Annotated in this window: 9 protein-coding genes and 1 pseudogene; 4 read left to right on the plus strand and 6 right to left on the minus strand. The window is 43.1% G+C overall.

The annotated features are described in order from the left end of the window. Positions 1-12: 12 nt before the first annotated feature. The 4 genes from V7K53_RS16830 to V7K53_RS16845 form a co-directional block, all read right to left on the minus strand. On the minus strand, positions 13-1,029 hold the full coding sequence (locus V7K53_RS16830) for an aromatic ring-hydroxylating dioxygenase subunit alpha (protein WP_335198631.1): 1,017 nt from the start codon (positions 1,027-1,029) through the stop codon (positions 13-15). A 601-nt stretch (positions 1,030-1,630) separates the two neighbouring features. After that, positions 1,631-2,866 carry a DUF445 domain-containing protein gene (locus V7K53_RS16835; protein ID WP_335198632.1) on the minus strand — a complete coding sequence of 412 codons (1,236 nt, stop codon included), beginning with the start codon at positions 2,864-2,866 and terminating at the stop codon, positions 1,631-1,633. Between the two features lie 120 nt (positions 2,867-2,986). Continuing rightward, a complete protein-coding gene (gene ubiE, locus V7K53_RS16840; RefSeq protein WP_335198633.1) occupies positions 2,987-3,691 on the minus strand; it encodes a bifunctional demethylmenaquinone methyltransferase/2-methoxy-6-polyprenyl-1,4-benzoquinol methylase UbiE in 705 nt (234 codons plus the stop codon). A gap of 82 nt (positions 3,692-3,773) precedes the next feature. After that, on the minus strand, positions 3,774-4,718 hold the full coding sequence (locus tag V7K53_RS16845) for a response regulator (RefSeq protein WP_335198634.1): 945 nt from the start codon (positions 4,716-4,718) through the stop codon (positions 3,774-3,776). A 309-nt stretch (positions 4,719-5,027) separates the two neighbouring features. On the opposite strand from V7K53_RS16845, the gene V7K53_RS16850 reads away from it, so the two are divergent. The 4 genes and pseudogenes from V7K53_RS16850 (at position 5,028) to V7K53_RS16865 (ending at position 9,802) form a co-directional block, all read left to right on the plus strand. Beyond that, entirely contained in the window at positions 5,028-6,116 is a 1,089-nt protein-coding gene (locus V7K53_RS16850) for a RuBisCO accumulation factor 1 (RefSeq protein ID WP_335198635.1), read from the plus strand. 582 nt (positions 6,117-6,698) lie between these two features. Continuing rightward, a pseudogene (locus tag V7K53_RS16855) lies at positions 6,699-6,932 on the plus strand (aquaporin); the annotation flags it as partial. 92 nt (positions 6,933-7,024) lie between these two features. Further along, the gene (locus tag V7K53_RS16860) at positions 7,025-9,451 is read left to right on the plus strand and encodes an ATP-dependent helicase (RefSeq protein WP_335198637.1); all 2,427 of its coding nucleotides are present in this window, start codon (positions 7,025-7,027) and stop codon (positions 9,449-9,451) included. Positions 9,452-9,607: 156 nt separating this feature from the next. Continuing rightward, positions 9,608-9,802 carry a hypothetical protein gene (locus tag V7K53_RS16865; RefSeq protein WP_335198638.1) on the plus strand — a complete coding sequence of 65 codons (195 nt, stop codon included), beginning with the start codon at positions 9,608-9,610 and terminating at the stop codon, positions 9,800-9,802. A 333-nt stretch (positions 9,803-10,135) separates the two neighbouring features. On the opposite strand, the gene V7K53_RS16870 is transcribed toward V7K53_RS16865, so the two are convergent. Together V7K53_RS16870 and V7K53_RS16875 are read right to left on the minus strand one after the other, a co-directional pair. After that, on the minus strand, positions 10,136-11,215 hold the full coding sequence (locus tag V7K53_RS16870; RefSeq protein ID WP_335198639.1) for a hybrid sensor histidine kinase/response regulator: 1,080 nt from the start codon (positions 11,213-11,215) through the stop codon (positions 10,136-10,138). Positions 11,216-11,227: 12 nt separating this feature from the next. After that, positions 11,228-16,999, minus strand: a complete 5,772-nt coding sequence (locus V7K53_RS16875; RefSeq protein ID WP_335198640.1) for a PAS domain S-box protein — start codon at positions 16,997-16,999, stop codon at positions 11,228-11,230. Positions 17,000-17,603: the final 604 nt, after the last annotated feature.

The raw sequence follows: 17,603 nt of genomic DNA on the forward strand, positions 1-17,603 counted from the left end.
TACGAATTATTTTCAAACCCAAAATGTAACTTTTACTAATTGATTTGGCAATAAACGCGGATCTTCTCCACGAGATATAGCTGCCATAATTGACTCGACAAATATATGAATTGTGTCCGCAGGGGTATTATAAAATTGTGTCCCGTATTTAGCGATCGCTTCCCCTTGAATACCCAAAATTTCCACGTCTTGGCGGATAATGTGTTGAGCAGTCCACCGCACAAAGGGACGTGCTAACTTATTCCAAATACCATAGTTGTAGGTGACATCCGTGTAAACCAGAGTTGAATTATCGGTTTCTGGAATAGATTGACTGGTAATGAACAAATGGCGATTATGTGCGATCTTATACTCTACAGAGGTAATATTTGGCATATAAAAGCGATCGCTATGTTTAATCTCTGCACCATGCAAATTCAGAAAACGGCTGTACCATCCCAAATTACTGTCTTCATTGTGATACTCCACCAAAACCGAACCATTCCATCGTTCAACAGTCATCTCTAACTTTTGTTGGCGGGAAGTACGGAAAACACCAGGATGAACAAAAGCCGTATGGGGAATATCAATAAAGTTCTCCGCACAATTAGTAACATTGTTCGCAAAACGGTTAATTACCCGTACCGTCTCCCATCGAGTTTGTCCGTAGTGAGGCATAGAAAAGGGTTCAAAATCAACGCTATCGGCTAACCGTACATAAACGTAGCCATCCTGTTCTTTGGTAGCGTAACACTTGGCTCGACGCTGTGGGGAAGGTTTGAAATCATCTCCTTCGGCTGGAACAGCAATCACGTTTCCAACCGCGTCATATACCCAACCATGATAGGGACATTGTAAAGCACCGTTACAGATTTTACCTGATGATAGACGGCTATTGCGGTGTAAACAGCGATCGCGCAAAGCTACGGGTTGTCCATCTTCACCGCGAAATATCGCTAACCATTCTCCTAAAACGGTGCGTGATAATACCTTGTTAGGTTGTAACTGTTCGCTGAGTGCGACAATGTACCAGAAATCTGAAAATTGCATGGTGGGGAGTTTCGAGGGAAACATATAGCAGAAAAAGTTTTCATTAATTATAGTGATGTAGCTGCAATTGTACTCAAATCTATTTTTTATGAATAAAATGCCGAAAGTTATCAATCAGCACTACGTCCCTCAGTCATATCTGAAAAACTTTAGCCCTGATAGGTGAATCTGTAATTTATCAAGAGATTGAGGCTGAAGCTCAGGCAAAAGGCAGAGCGCAAGGTAGAGCCGAAGGTAGAGCCTAAGGTTTACAAGAGGGGATTCGGCAAGTTGCAGTGAATCTGCTCAAAAGCCAAATGCCTTTGGAGGAAGTGGCAAAATTGACTAGCTTATCAATTGAAGATGTACAGTTGTTGCAAACAGAGATAGAAGGCAGGTCAACATAATTTGTAATTATTACCCTATGGATGAATTTGAGTGACTCTGAATAGAAACAAGAGCAATCGCTTTTTACTCACATCTCTTCTCAAAAGGCGTAGGCGTAGCCCGCACTTCGACTTGGCTCAGTGACCATCGTAGACATCGCTCAATTCCCCTTATTCCAGAATTTGACGAAATTGCAACTATAATTTGATAAAATTTTACAGGCGAAAACAAAAAATTAATATTGACTTAATATTAAAAATACGGTCTGTAATAACCCGATAACAAAACCCAAAACACCACCTAAAGTCACAATCGCCTGCAATTCATTTTTGACAATTCCCTCAATTGCAGCTTCTAAATCAGCCGGTGAAGTTGATTTTACACGGTCAACTATCACTTCATCTATCGATAAAATTGGAATTACCTGCGCCACAATTGCTTCTAAATCTTTTTCCAAATATTTCTCTAAAATTAGAGCCAACTCTTGACTCATGACTTCTAAAGAAGTACTGACAACCGGTGAAGTACTAAGACGATTCAGCAGCACTACAGCAATATTTTCCCAATCAACAGAATCAGTTAATCCTTGTAAAAAATCGCTGCCACTATTTTGCAGGTAATGACGGACACTTTCGCGGGTGGTTTTTCGGAGTTGACGGACTGTACCCATTGGCAAGTTTTGTAATGATAAATTTTGCAGTAATTTCCGAATGCGATCGCGGATCTGCAAATCTTGAGTCAATTCCTGCAAGCGAGTATTAGCAGCCTCTTTTTCATCCAAACAAAAAGTTCTTAGGCGTGTAAGAGTATTACGTAAGCCAAACAAATTTGCTACTACCCAATAAGTCCCACTGGTTTTTTCGCGGAACCCTTCATCGATAATTTGAATGGTGCGATCTGTCAAAAAATCAACTATCGTTTGGCGTAGCAGATCCGGCGGTAAAACTACTTGTAACAACCAATCCGCAAGCCGCGTAGCTTGTTCTTCACTCAGTTGAAATTCCAGCAATATCTGGTCAAAAATTTGATTGATCTGCGCTTCCAAAAAATCTTCACGCCGCGCTAAAACCTTGAGCAATCGTGGCAAAGATTCCCCTAGTAAATCACGCAAAATTCCAGCGACAATTTTGGCACTTTTCTCGTTTTTATCTGTTTTGATTTGTTCAATTGCTAACCGCAACAACCAGAGAATTGCTGATTGCACGCGTTCTGTTTGCAATAAACGGCGTGCCAGATTTTGCAATTCTTGTGGTGTCAATAGTGACCCCATGATTGTATTAGAAATGTTCTTAGCCAGACGTTCCTGATTGCGGGGGATCAATCCAGGGGTGAAGGGTACTCTTCGTCCAGCGATATAAATTGCTCGGTAAGGACGGAACAACATTTTGATGGCTATATCATTTGTGAAATAGCCAATAATTCCACCCAGTACCGGGGGAGACACATAAAGCCAAAGATGAGACCAGTCCAAGGGAAGAATTTAAAAAGTTAGGAGGTTAGAGCTTAGAGTTAGGAGTTAGGAGTTAGGAGTTAGGAGTTAGGAATGATAAATTTTAAATGAGAATTTATCACTACTGATAATTCATAACTTTTAACTAATAGCTCTTAACTTACTAAGCACTAGCACTCCCATCATACCGTTCGCAATGGGGTAGTGTGTGGCAGTGGCAAAACCAACTTGATGAGCTAACTCTATTTGCTCTTTACCGATGGGAAAGCGATCTAAGCTGGGACTGATGTAAGCATATTCTTCTTTTAAGCCTAAATAACTGGCAACTGGCACTACAAAACTGTCTAGATATAACTGCTGAAAAGCACGTAGCTGAGGATTACTCGGTCGATGAAAGTCTAAAATTGCGGCTTTAGCTCCCGGTTTCAAAACCCGGTATAGCTCTTGGAGACTGCGCAGAATATCTTTAACATTTCTTAAACCATAGCCCATTGTTGCGGCATCAAATTGGTTATCGTCAAAGGGTAAATTCAGGACATCAGCTTCTACCCAGTTGATAGCAGGTTGGGGGTACTGCCAATGTGAGCGTTCTTTAGCCTTTTCTAGCAGGTTTGGGGAAAAATCTACTCCATACACCTGTCCTGTTGCTCCGATACGCCGTGCCAAACGTAAAGCTAAATCACCACTACCGCAACACAAATCTAATGCAGTATCTCCTGGTTCAGCTGCACTCCATTTTACTGCCATTTCCTTCCAGATTCGATGCTGTCCCAGACTCAACCAATCGTTCAACTGGTCATAAACTGGAGCAATACGGTTAAAAATGGACTGAATTTCGTTAGTCATTGGTCAATAAGTCATTGGTCATTAGTCATTCGTCATTTGCCAAAGATAAAGGACAAATGACTAATGACAACTACACAATACCTTAATGGGAGTGACTACTAGTCAGAGCGATCGCAACCAGTTGTGCTGATAAATTAATTAGCACCAATTCATCTTCTCGCAAGGTGCAAGGTTGTTTCCACTGGAGCGACAATACACCCAAAAGTTGATTGCGGTAGCTAATTGGGATCACTAAATGTGCTTGCACGCCCGTCTTTTGGTAGTGAATCGCATCAACTAATTTAGTGTCTTTAAGTACATTTAAGGAAACTTGCATTTGTCCTGTAGCGATCGCTTCCCTGGTTAGTGGGTCTTGAGATAGCCAATTTTCTATTGTACCTGTATCGCTGTAAGTTCCTTGAGTTGCAACCAGAGTATTTCCATCTGTAAGTTGTAAAATACAGCCGTCTGCCCCAAAAGTTTCACTCACAGCCCTAGCAATGGGAGCGAGGGTTTCTTCTAAGCTAGAAGCGGCTTGAGTTACCTGTACCAAAACACTCAGCAACGCCATTTGAGCATGAGCACGGCGTAATTCTTCTGTACGTTGCTTAAGCAAGTCGTAGGTTTCGGCTGCTCTTTGCACCACTGCCTTTAGTTCCCCTGGGTCCCAAGGCTTGGTGATATATTTGTAAACTTGTCCGGCATTAATTGCTTCTACCAAGTCTTCTATATCAGTAAATCCAGTGAGAATTATTCTTACTGTATCGGGAAACTGAGGTACAGTTTTGCTGAGAAACTCAGTCCCTTTCATTTCTGGCATCCGTTGATCGGAGATAATCACGGCTACCTCCCCTTCTGTTGCCAAAACTTGTAGAGCGTTCACCCCACTATCAGCTTTCAGAACATTAAAGTCACGTCGAAATGTGCGATAAAGTAAATCGAGATTATCTGGCTCATCGTCAACTACCAGTATTTTCAGCTTTTTTGGTCGTTCGAGAGTCATAACTTGAGATTGGACTTTATCAATTTCGAGATTGGGTTTATCCATAAGATTTTCCTTTAAATATTCACTCTCTTGTTATATTCCATACCAAGTTTAGTTGAGAATAGCTGAAAATCGCCAAGGGTTTATACGGAGTTATTTTGCATATTTGAGAACGGTAATAGTGAGTGCTACAGAGGAAATTTATCTGCCCAAATATCTGAATTAAAAAATGTTGCACTAGAAAAACTAACTAAATCAGCAAAACTATGGCAGTTTTGATCGTGGATGAGGTGTAGGTCTGGGTATAGATTAGAATAATACTTGCTCATGAGGTGTTAATTAACCTCTCAAGTTGAAGCTTGCACTCCGATTATGACTGATTTACCACCCAACACTCAGAATCCCGAAGATAATGCTACAAACGATGTAGCACAAGAGTTACTGCGAAGACTGAGGCAAAAACAAGGCAACTGGGTGGAATGGGGAGCCGCGATCGCCTCGTTGCTAAAAATCGGTTACAACCCCCAAGAAATTTTTGAGGCGACTGGATTTGAGCCGATTCAACAAAACCAGGTGGTTGTTGGTTCCCAAGTTTACAATTCTTTGGAAAAGTTTGGAGTATCGGCAGAAACGCGATCGCACTATAGTACACGTGGCAGCGATGTTTTATACGAGCTACGTTTACTTACTCAAGAAGAACGCGCTGCCGCTGCCGAACTGATCTTCGTCCACAATGTTGATGCTGATGAGGCACGGGATATAGCAAAAGCCCTGAAAGAGTTCTCTTATTACCGCACTTTACCAGAAGGGTTTTCTGCCCATCCTGGGGATGCCGTTGCTCACCAAGTTTGGAAACTGGCACGCCAAAATGCAGATTTACAACAGCGATCGCGCCTAATCGCCAAAGGTTTGCGTTTTGCTCATACGCCAGGTGCAAGGCAAAAAATTGAACAACTACTGACTGATTTTACTACCGTTCCCCAGCGTCCAGCGCCAATTTTACCGTTTTACCGCCTGGAATTTGAAGAACAGTTACCCCGAATCTTGCCTGTAGTAGGCGAATTGCCATTATCACGCCAAGACTTGCAAGCTGTGCCCATACTGACAGAAATTGAACCATTTCGGTTGGTCAAGTTTTCTGGAGAACAAGCTTGGGTTCCCTTACCAGGTTGGCAAGTGCTATTAGCGGCAGAAGATCCAGTAGTGATTTTAGCGAATAGCGATCGCTTCCCCATTCAAACCCAAAGCCAAACAGGGCCAGTCGTAGTAGTAATAGATCGTGCCCAACGAGAATGGGATGCTTCCAGCTATTTTGTCGTTGAAAATGGTGGTGAATTAGATTTTCAATGGTTTGAAACTGAGCCAGAAATTCCTCTATTGGGACAAATTATTATCATCGTGCGTCCTAAGAAAATTCTGGATGAAGAATTAACTAAGGATTCATGGCAGATTGACGAATAAATTCAATTTTAGACGAGCTAACTGCATAACACTCCCATGCCAGAAGGTGTGGGAGTTTTGAAAATTAAACTAACTGGAGCAAAAGTATCAACACGGTTGAGTTAAGAAAAATCGTAGTTTGGGTTGAACAACTAAACCCAACCTTTTTGGTGATTTGTTGGGTTTGCCTTGATACCATTACTAGATAAGCAAGTTACGCAATTTAAGGTTTTTGAAGCTAAGACCAACCGTATTGCAACAAATTTATTATGAGAGCAAAATTCTTAAGAAATTAAGTATTTTTCCTATTATTTTAGCTTTTACTGTATTTTCGTATTTTAAGTAGGTCGGCAGAATAAAACCAAACTATGTTAACAAAAATGAACGAGGCTAAAACCCTCTTTCCTCCTGCCTTATGCCAACGAAAAATATTTATGCCTACCTACTTATTACCACAATTCACTATTGAGAAAAAATCCCTATTTTTTTCGATTTAGTTTCATAACGCAACAAAGACAATAGATTTTCTGTTGACAGCAATGACTTCAACATTGTGTAACGTAACTATCACTCATTTGTAGCGGAACAAGGAATTTTCCAAAAATGTCTCTCACAAAACGTTGCTTGGCAGAATTTATCGGCACATTTTGGCTTGTTTTAGGTGGCTGTGGTAGTGCTGTTTTAGCCGCAGCCTACACAGCAGATGCTGCAAAAATCAGCGAGAATACTTCTTTTCCATTGGGTATTGGATTAGTAGGTGTATCTTTGGCATTCGGGCTTACTGTCCTCACAGGGGCTTATGCTCTTGGTCATATTTCTGGTGGTCATTTCAATCCAATTTAATAATTTGGGATTAGAATCACCGAAGATTATTCATATCTGTGGTTTGGGAATTAAATTCAATATCAATTTAAAATATATAATTTAATATGTCCGACTCTAAATTTACTGCTCCTGTTGTTCAAGAATTACTTGACTCAGAATTGTCTGAGCGATCGCCTATTCCTTCTTTGCAGGAAAAGATTCTCGCAATCCGCAACAGTTTACGCCCTGGACAGCAGCAAATGGCTGATTGGCAATCTGGGCCTTTGGCTATTTCAGCTGTTCCTGGTGCAGGCAAATCTACTGGGATGGCGGCGGCAGCAGCGATCGCGATCGCCCGTCAATATGAGCCTTCATCCTCCCGCCGTCAGTTGGTAGTCGTTACTTTTACTCGCTCCGCTGCTGCCAATATTAAAGCGAAGATTCGCAAATTTTTAAGAGATGATTTATCTTTACCTCAGACAGGATTTTTTGTCTATACCCTACACGGTCTAGCGTTGAACATTGCTAACCGCCATTCTGATTTGTCGGGTTTGCAGTTAGAAAATGTCATATTAATTACACCAACCCAAAGTCACCGCTTTATCAGAACTGCTGTAGAACAATGGATTGTAAATAATCCAGATGTATATTTGCGGTTATTAGAAGGTCATCAATTTGATGGAGAAGAGACAGAAAGGTTACGTCGTCAATCCGTGCTGCGAACAGAAGTATTACCAGAATTGGCTAATACGGTAATTCATGAAGCAAAAAGTTCTGGGATATCGCCAGAATTGTTGCGGCAGTGGAGTAAGCAAACTACAGACGAATATGCAATTTTGAGTGTAGCAGCGGGATTGTACGAGCAATATCAAAATTTAATGCGATCGCGTGACTTTATAGACTACGACGATATGATTTTAGCTGCACTGCGCGTTTTAGAAAACGACAGTGCCCGTCACATCGAGCAAAACCAAATATTCGCCGTCTTTGAAGACGAAGCCCAAGATTCTAGCCCTCTTCAGACTCAGCTATTAGAAATTTTGGCAAGTAATCGGGAATATGAGGGGATGAATACAGACGCGATTCATCGCGTCTCTACGCACTCTCCACTCAATTTAGTCCGAGTTGGCGACCCTAACCAGGCGATTAACTCTACCTTTACTCCAGCCGATCCGATTTATTTCCGGCAATTTTGCGAAGAGTGCGATCGCATCGAACGATTGGCAACGATGGATCGAGCTGGTCGCAGTACTAGAATTATCATTGAAGCCGCTAACTTTGCCCTCAAATGGATCAATAATCAATGGTTAGCAACAACCAAAACTAACAACAAACAACAGATTCCTGACAACCGACAAGTACCGTTTCGCTTGCAGACAATTCGCCCTGTGGAAGCTGGCGATCCGCAAGCTAACGCCAACCCCGCACCCGTAGGACGAGGATTAGAACTTTATACACCGCGCGATATTCATCACACCGTTGAATTGTTATCTCAAAGGGTGATTGAGTTATTTGGTGAAGATCCAACAAAAAATAGTGCAGCGATTTTAGTCCGAGAAAATCGTCAAGGACGATGGTTAGCAGAGGCTCTGACACCTATGTGCAAAGAGCATAAAATTACACTTTACGATGTGGGAGAACGCGATCGCCGTTCCCATGTTCCTCAAGAAATTTTGGCATTATTGCAATTTTGCGATCGGCCCCACTCCCCTGATTACCTCAAAGCCGCCCTAGAAGCATTAGTACAGCGCCAATTAATTCCTACCCAAGACCTCAACGCCCTTGCTAGTCTGCCAGAAGAGTTTTTGTATCCAGGCCCCCTAGCAGCACCCCAACCAGAAACAGTACAAAAAGCTGCCCGCTTGTGTCGCAATTTACTTCGCGCTCGTTTGGAATTGCCTCTTTACCAGCTAATTTCCTTTCTCGCCTTGACTTTAAATTACGACCAGGCAGAATTGGCAACTGCTGATAAACTTGCAGAACGGGTAAACCAGCAGATAGCTGGCAATAGTTCGATGGGGGGAATGCTGTCAGCTTTAAGTGAAATCGTTAGTTCCGAACGCTTTGAACCAGTGGAAACCGAAGATTCGGAAGAACGTTATACCCGTCGCGGTCAACTGACGATTATCACCATGCACAAAGCTAAAGGGCTAGACTGGGACTATGTGTTTCTTCCCTTTCTCCACGAAAACTTGATTCCTGGCAGATTTTGGGTTCCTCCCCAAAGCCAATTTTTAGGCGATTTTACCTTATCAGAAGTAGCTCGCGCCCAAATTCGCGCTACTCTCCACGAAGAATCTGTCATACCGGATGTTGGTCAGGCATGGGAGGTAGCAAAAAATTTGAAAACATCTGAAGAGTATCGTTTACTCTATGTTGCCATGACACGAGCAAAGCTTCTGTTGTGGATGTCTGCGGCGCAGAAAGCCCCTTTTACTTGGAGTAAACCGGACAATTTACAAGAACAAGCGCCTTGTCCGGTGTTTCCAGCATTAAAACGCCAATTTCCTGAATGTGTGATGAATTTAGCGGCAATGAGCAAACAAGTATAAGGGATGGCATTGGGCACAAGAGGCAGAGGGGCAGAGGGGAAAAACTTACTGTAAATTACCCCCTTCAATCCCCCCTTGGAAAGAGCTACGGTGTACATACAAGTCGTGAAATTGCACCTGACACTTGGTTTCGTCCTCTAGCAATAGGATTGTGCGATGGCGTACCCGCTCTTTCCGAAGGCGATCGCTCTGTCAGGCTGTCCGCAGCGTTCGCGAATGCGTCTCGCAGAGAGGAGGAACGACGTTCGCAAGTGCCTGTCTCAGACAAGCAATCGCTTTAACTCACGGGATTATGTGATTACTTCGCTCCGTTATCACTGCGCTCGTAATGACCATTTTTGGGGTCTATAACGCCTGAAACCCTTTCAGATGGTACTTGTGTGTACACCGTAGCTTTATAAGGGGAGAGTTAGGGTGAGGTAAAACTTTGGTTAATCAGCTATTTCAGACTTGTGTGTACACCGTAGCCGCTTGCGGGGAGGGGTTGGGGTGTAATGATTGTGGTTAGCATAACTGTTTTGCTTCCTGTGGATGTGGCTCTATTCTCACTAAAGGGCTTGTCATGTTAGATGTCAATGTCGTGCGATCGCTAAATTTCAAGGTAATGACAATCCATTCGTGCTAGATGTCACATTAGCAGAAAGGGCATACTATAATTCTTAAATGCAGTAACTTGAGGGTTAATTATTCATTTTTGAGTAATACAGTGAAGATACTACCATTTGGATAATTATCTTCAATAGTAATTGAACCAGAATGTGCTTCGATCGCCATTTTGCAGAAAGCTAATCCTAAACCAATTTGTGAAACTTCTGGTATCGGAGTTCCAATTTCATACTTCTCGAAAATGATTTGTCGTAACTCCAGACTTACTCCCGAACCAGAATCAGCGACTTGCACTTTTACACCGCCTGCTGCTAAATACTCTCCCCGTAGAGTGACTTGAGACTTGTACGGGGAGAACTTAATGGCATTGGAGAGCAAATTATCCAACACTCTACGAAAGATAACTGCATCTATTGCAACAATGCCACCAGGTTCGGGTAGTTCATGTATCAGAGTCAGGTTCTTTTGATTTGCGATCGCCTCAATACCTGCCAACGCTGACATACACAGCGTAGAAAGGTCTACTTCTGTATAGTTGAGAACCATTTTTCCCGATTCCAGCTTTGCTACGATCAGCAAGCTATCAATCAATGATTGTAGTTGTTGTCCAGCATGTAAAATTTGATCGACTTTTCCTTGCTGCTGTTCAGGTGACAAACCTGGCAACCGCAGAATCTCTGCGCCTAAAATAATACTGGTAAGTGGATTTCGCAGATCGTGCACAATCATATTTACCATGTCTTCTCGCAGTTTGAGCAATACTTGCATACTGTCGTACTGTTGCTTAATCCTTAACATAGAATGAACTCTGGCTCGTAATTCCACACCATTGACTGGTTTACTAATGAAATCATCTGCACCCGTCGCCAGACATCGAGCCAAATCTTCTTTATCGGTTAATGCTGTCACCATAATGATCGGCACTGCTTGCCATTGTGGATCGGCTTTGATGCGTCGGCAGACTTCCATCCCATCAAGATCGGGCATCATCACATCTAATAAAATCAGATCGGGCTGAAAACTATCGAGGCGGTTTAGAGCTTGTTGACCACTAGGAGCGTAGTATAACTGGTAGTTTTCACCATCCAGCAAGGTTTCAACAACATCAAAATTATCGGGTTCATCATCGATTACTAAAATAGAGGGTTGACTATCCATCGAGAATTTCCATTACCTTCCTAAAAGTTGTTGAATTGTGGTTACAAGCTGTTTAAGTTTTACGGGTTTGGTCAAATATTCGTTAGCTCCAGCTGCTAAACAAGTTTCGCGATCGCCAGGCATAGCTAATGCCGTTAGTGCAATTATGGGAATATGCACAAATTGTGGTTCGTTACGAATGCGACGGATTGCTTCCAACCCATCCATTCCTGGCATTTGAATGTCCATCACAATTAAGTCGGGGCGTTGAACTCTGACAAGATCGATAGCTTGTTGTCCATTGTTTGCCAAAATCAGATGATACCCTCGACTTTCAAGATAGGCGGACATCGTATCAATATTTGGTTGATTATCTTCTGCCAACAAAATCAAAGGAGTTTCCAGAAAGACTTCTGGCAATACAATTAAACTTGGCGAGTCAGAACGGGCAGGATGTTGTAGTTTCTCTATAGTTACCTGAAGTTGAGCGCGGGTAATGGGTTTGACCAGATATTCAAATGCTCCCTGAGCTAGTCCTTTGCTATGTTCATCCACAACTGAAATGATGATCGTCGGAATATCTTTGGTTTTTGGGTTAGTCTTGAGTTGATTTAGCACCTCCCAACCCGATAGGTTCGGTAGTTGCAGATCGAGGATGATTAAAGCAGGTTGAACTCGCAGCACTTCTTCTACGGCTCCTTCACCTTGGGAATAGATGATGGGTTGCATTCCCATCTCCCTGAAGTAACGAGTAATCTGATCGGCTGCCGCCACAGAATCTTCGATAATTAAAACTTGAGCATTTTCAGCAAGTAAGGGATAGCTGGGTAATGAAGTAGTTACCTGCGTCCTGAGAACATTATCGCTGGTACGGTAGGGAATACGGACGGTAAAACAACTTCCCTTTCCAACTTCAGTGCTAACTAAGACTGTTCCTCCATGTAGGTTAATAATCTTTTGTACCAGTGCCAAACCTAGACCAGTGCCACTGTATTGGCGGTTAAGGCTGCTGTCAAGCTGGATAAAAGGCTGAAACAGCTTGCCAATTTCTTCAGGGGCGATACCAATGCCAGTATCAGTAATATGGAAGCAGAGATTTGGGGAAGATGAGGCAGAATTTACTTCCCCCGCTCCCCCGCTCTCCTGCCCCCCTGCCCCTCTGCTCCTCTGCCCCTCTGCCGCCTCCAACCGGACTTCTAGCGTTACACATCCCCGTTCTGGCGTAAACTTGACAGCGTTACTTAGCAGATTGATGAGTACTTGACGCAGGCGGCGATCGTCTACTTGGATGCTGCCAATATTGTCATAAATATGAGTACTAAGACGAATATTTTTTTTCAAAGCCATCTGTTTGACAAAGGAAAGGCTGGTATCACAAAGGCTCCTAACAGAAACATCACTTAGTTGCAGTTCCAGCTTGCCAGATTCGATTTTAGACAAGTCTAGAATGTCGTTGATTAGTTCTAGTAAATGTCTGCCACTGCGCTCAATAGTGGCGATCGCTTTTACTTGTCTTTCATTGATGGAGCCGAATACACTTTCTTGTAAGCCCTCTGACATACCCAAAATCGCATTGAGAGGTGTTCGCAATTCATGGCTCATGTTTGCGAGAAATTCATCTTTGAGGCGAGTGGCGCGGGCAAGTTCCATATTGGCGTTAGCAAGCTGCTCATTCGTTTGCCGCAATTGTGCTTCGGCTTGTTTGCGTTCTGTGATATCTTCGTGAGATATCAGTACGCCAATCACCTCTCCTGCACTATTGGTCAAGGGAACTTTATTAGTTCGTAGCCAGAGTTGTTCGCCATTATCCCCTTCAAATGGCTCCTCATAGCCTAGTTTAGGTGTTCGAGTGTTCATCACCATCGCATCGTCTGCACAGTAGAGGTGTGCCATCTTTGCCCAAGGTAAATCAAAATCGGTCTTGCCGATAATTTCATCGGCTGTCAGTTGAGAATGGCGGATAAATGCTGGATTGCAGCCGATAAACCTCGATTGACGGTCTTTCCAGAAAACACGTTGCGGAAATGTATCTAGTACCGTTTGCAGCATTTTACGTGATTCTTCCAGTTCTTGCGCGGTTTGTTTGCGTTCGCGGATATCAAACAGGGTGGTGCGGCTGTATAGATAGTTACCCTGAGCATCCTTGACAGCAGTAGCGCTTACCAGCACTGGGAAAACTGTGCCATCTTTACAAACCATGTCAAGTTCCAAATCCTTCACCGAACCCTGTTTTTTGAAGTGAGGATAGTTTTGTGCGAAGGACAAGCGACTGGCTTGGGTGAAAAAATTCAGCAGGGGTTGGTCAATCATTTCCTCACGGGTATAACCCAACCATTGCAGTTCAGTCTCGTTGACCTTAAGCAATCGGCCTTCACTATCGAGGGAATGATAGCCACAGGGAGCATTATTGTATAAATCTTCGACCTCATGAGCATATTTCGCCAATGCCTCTTGTGCCTCTTTCCGTTCGCTGATATCAGTGATACGAACTAGATGCATGGTACGTCCGGCTACAGTAATGGGCTTGGCTGCAATGTTTCCCCAGAAAATTTTACCTTGAAAAGTAATATATTCAATCTCTAGGCTCCAGACACCTTTTGACTGCATATCTCTGACGATCGCATCCGTTTCGCTGTCAGTGAATGGACGCAGCTGGAGTGTCTGCCCATTAATATCGATCAATTCAGCGTTGTCAACCGCCTCAAACATTTCTACTGCCCGCCGATTGCAATCTAGAGTCAGCAGAGTTTGGGGATCGACCAAGAAAATGGCATCCGCAGATTCGTTAAAAATTGCTTCTCGCAAATCCCGATTGTGGATGAGTTCCTGTTCGGCTTGTTGGCGATCGCGTAGCGCGGCTTGCCGTTCGCTGATATCATAGTTAACCCCAATCATCCGTACAGGTTCACCCTGCTGGTCACGCTTGAGAATGCCGTAGCCTTTAAGATAACGAATTTCTCTACTTGGTTGAACGATACGGAACTCGACATTATATTCTTGCTTTCCTTGCAGAACTTGCTCTATAGTTTCCAACATATAAGGGCGATCGTCTGGGTGCAGGCAGTTTAACCAAGCATCAAAAGAACCACTAAAATCAGTGTTGCTCACTCCATACAGTTCGTACATGCGATCGTCCCAGATCTGCCTTGCTTGGACGAAATCATATTCCCAAATACCAAATCCTCCAGAACTGATGGCTATGGTTAGCCGTTCGGAGAGGTGATGCAGCTGTTCTTCTACTTGTTTGCGCTCGCTAATATCTGTCAGTGTGCCGATGTAGCCAATAATGGTGTCGTTGGTGTTAATTTCGGGTAGCACTTGGACATAGAACCAGTTGATGCTGCCATCTGGGCGTAGATGTCTGCCCTCACTCTGATAGAATTCCCTTGGATTAACATGTTCTTGGTCAAATTTTAGAGACCATTCCCTCCCCAAACGCTCGGCGTCTTCTGGGTGCAAAGCCTGTAACCAACCCATCCCCAATGCTGCCTGTGTTGGTCTACCAGTCATCTCACTCCAGCGATCGTTAGCATAGATGCAGTTACCAAAGGCATCCAGTCGGAAAATAGCTACAGGAGCCGCTTCTGCCAAATTTGCATAACGGAGTTCGCTGTCTCGCAGGGCAGTCTCTATTTGTTTTTGCTGGGTAATATCTTTGGCAATACCCAGAAAGCCGATATTGTTTCCTTCTAGATCCTGGAGAATTTTTACTGACAGAAATACAGGGAACCGAGAGCCATCTTTACGAATGTAAGTCCATTCGTTTTCATAGGTGCTTCCCTCTTGAGTGACGATAGTAAAAAATTCCCTACCAGGTGTAATTTCCCTACCCAATTTCAACGAGAGTTCTGCTGCTCGTTGTTTGAGTTCATCTGGGTCGTGAAATGTAGTTGGATTTATTTGCCGAACAACTTCATCTGCTGTGTAGCCCAACATTTTCTGAGCAGCTGCGTTGAAGGTTTGAATGCCATTTGAGTTATTAGAAATAATGGCATAGTCGGTGCCATCTAAAATGGCTTGCTGCAAATTAGCGATCGCTAATAATTGAGCTTCTACTTGTTTGCGTTGTGTAATGTCAGTATGGCAACCAATCATCCGCAAGGGATTGCCGTCTCGATCCCAGGCAATGACACGACCGGAACAAATGACCCAAACGGTAGAACCATTTTTATGTCGATATCTCACCTCATTGTAAAAGGGGATTTGTCCGCGACTTTGGACGTGTTGCTCAAAAAGTTGCAAAACACCTGGTAAATCTTCGGGAAAAATCAGGCGTTGCCAGCTCTGTGGTGTATTTGGCAATTCACGATCTTCGTAGCCTAACATCTGCTTGAAGGTTAAGCTCAAGTACTCCTGATTGCCGGGAATATCCCAATCCCAGTAACCTGCCAGGCCGACTTCAAGAATTTGCTCCAGAAGATGTAATTCAATTCGCAGCATTTGGTTCTGCCGCCGTTCTTCCTCTGAGAGCTTGCGTTCTGTTATATCTATCAGCACGCCCAGCATTCGCAGCAGTTGTCCGGTTGCATCGTAAACTCCCCGTCCTTTTGCCGATACCCAGTGAATGCTGCCATCTTGCCAGACAACTCGATATTCCACAGCATAATCGGTTTGTGTGGCGATCGCCTGCCTCAGTTGCGGCTCAACCCATTCTCGATCCTCTGGATGTAATTGATTGAGCCACTTTTCATAAGTCCAGTTCACATCATTCAGATCGGAACCAAAACAGCGAATTGCATTCTCACTAGCAAATATTTGATGGGTGATTGGGTTCCATTCCCAATAGCCAATACCAGCAAAATTCAAAGTCAGCTTGAGTTTCTCTTCGCTAGCTTTTAGGGCTGTTTCTGTCCGTTGGCGTTCTGCCAGTTCTGCCTGTAGTTGCTGATATGCACTTCCCTGTTGAATAGCGATCGCTATTTGCACCGCTAGTTGATCTAACAAATCTAGTTCTACTGATTGCCAATGACGAGACGCACTACATTGGTGAGCAATTAATAATCCCCATAATTGCTCTTTGACCAAAATAGGTACTACTAGATTGGCTTTGACTTCAAATTGTTCTAGAAGCTGCAAATGACAATTTGTTAAACCAGCCTGATGAATATCGTCGATTGCTCGTTTTTTCCCTTGGCGATAGTCACTTCTGGCTCCCTTGTGAAAGCAGGTGTCCAGTATCTGCTTTCCCAGAGCCACTGTCCAACCAGGAAGCACTGACTCTGCGACAATTGTACCGCTCATATCCGGCTGAAATTGATAGACCACTACTCGGTCTGCTTTCAAAAACTGCCGTACTTCTGTTGCTATAGTAGGCAGAATCTCTTCTAGTTTCAGAGACTGACGAATCCGTAAGGCGATCGCAGCAATCAGTTGTTGTTGTTCCCGACTTTGTTCTAACTGTCGAATCAAATCCATCCGTTCAACGGCATGACGAATTGCGCCTTGAAGAACTTCAGCCGTGAGTTTATCTTTAACTAGATAATCTTGCACACCACTTTTCATCGCACGGACAGCACTGATTTCATCCCCTTGTGCTGTCAGCACAATCACAGCAGTTTGGGTATGGTTATGACATTCCCGAAGTTGCTGAATAAACTTCAGCCCATCCCCATCAGGCAACGCAAAATCGAGCAAAATGATATCTGCTATCTCCTGTTGACACCATTTCAGTGCTGGCGTTCCCGTCTCAAATTTCAAAAAGCGGTAGGTATACAGGCTGTCTTGCTCCAAAAAGCGATGATATGCTTCTCGATCTTCAGCGCAATCATCAATCAGCAGGATCGTGAGGCAAGAAGAATGACTCATAAGTTAAAAATACAAACGCGATCGCGTCTCCAAAAAATTATATCTCGATATCATCGTGTTAATAGCTTGATGTCAATCGAATCACGCTTGGACAAAAAAAATATAGAACAGGCAAAATACCTGAGATATCTTTATATTGCCCTTTAGCGCGATATCTTGCCCAAATACCCTAAAATTTTTGCACTTTAATCGCTTTACAACTAGGTGTTATAAACGAATGGGATTCGCAGTTTTACTTAAACACCTCCTCAGAGATTCAGTAAATTTGCGGCCTTCAAAATTCATCCATTAACAGCCGGGAGAGTAACACTCAAACTTCTGTTTGCAGTGATTTTGATCGTTAGCCAGATTGTTTTAAAGTTTCACATCATCGGTTTTATTGGCTTGTTCTTTACCATTCTTCTATAAAATCTCCTCTATCCTACGGATGATCTAGAGTTGCGACTCAGTATTTCTTCAGCAATTCCAAATAGCCATTCAAGTAAATACTCTCAATTTAATCAGAAAAAAATTACTGTTTTTCCTCGATTACATTTTCATTTAAATCCTGAATAATAAAACTATTACAAACAATAATTACTAGAGATTATTTGTTTGTAACCAT

It is taken from the genome of Nostoc sp., assembly GCF_036917355.1.
In the GTDB taxonomy this organism is placed as follows: Bacteria; Cyanobacteriota; Cyanobacteriia; order Cyanobacteriales; family Nostocaceae; genus Nostoc.